Here is a 1,102-nt window from a genome sequence, read left to right on the forward strand (position 1 = left end):
CCCGGTCACCGTGATCGGCTTCTCGTGGAACAACTCGCGGATCGGGCCGAACGATTCACCGGGCCAGGACACCATCCCGTACGCCGCGATCCGCGAGACCCTGGTCCGGCACCCGCAGTCCGAGCAGCTCCTGAACGACCTGCACGAACGCGCCGACGGCAAGCCGGTCTTCCTGCACACCGGGGACGCCGACGTCGCGTCGATGACCGGCCTGTTCGACAGCGCCGACACCGCCATCAACAGCCGCGACGAAGTCCAGATCATCAGTGGCGGTTACACCCTCGACAACGCGCCGGCCGCCGCCGACCGCGGCAACCAGCGGGACCGGGCCGTCCGCGCGGCGATGGCCGGCGTGGACCCGCGCTCGGTGTACATGCCCGAGCCGAACACCTTCCTGCGGGTCGACCGCGGCCGCCTGGAGAACGACATCACCTTCGGCGTGCGCAACGACCCGCAGGGCGACCTCAAGTACACCTCCAAGGAGGGCCGCGGCCTCGCCCAGTCCGCCGCCCAGCAACGCCTGTTCCCCGGCATGGATCCGCTCGCGTTCGGCGCGTTCGACCCCAGCGTGTCGTTGGAGACGCGCGCCGACCGGCTGCTGCAGAACTTCAACGCGGCGAACCCGGATGCCATCCCGCAGAGCCACGCCGACCGGGAGACCTGGAAGAAGCAGGTCCAGAACTACATCCAGACGTTCCATCCCGGTGTCGACGCGAACACGGCCGACGGCCTGACCCGGCTGGCGTTCAAGAGTGTCGAGCCGATCAGCCCGACCACGCAGAAGAACCTGCTCAGCGAGCTCAAGGACGTCCCGAGAGACTCCCGCGCCACCCTCGTCCAGGTCGCCGGGGCCACCCACAACGCGCTGTCGAACAACCCGCACACCGCGTCCCAGGCACCGTCGGCCGCTGCTCCCCGGGACGTGGACACCCCGGCCCCGGTCATGCAGCCGCAGCACAGCCAGGCGTGGCAGGACGCGTACGACAACGCCGAGATGAAGCAACTGCGGACCGAGCGGTACAACCCGTCCAAGGACACCATCGTCCCCGGCACCCACCTGCTCCGCGGCGAGATCACCACCATCGACTTCACCAGCCGCGAC

The 1,102-nt window shown here is 69.3% G+C and carries 1 pseudogene; it reads left to right on the forward strand.

What is annotated here, in order from left to right:
* Positions 1–1,102: pseudogene (locus tag WH85_RS52030) on the forward strand (hypothetical protein); the annotation flags it as partial.

Source organism: Actinoplanes rectilineatus, assembly GCF_000962825.1.
Lineage (GTDB): Bacteria > Actinomycetota > Actinomycetes > Mycobacteriales > Micromonosporaceae > Actinoplanes > Actinoplanes rectilineatus.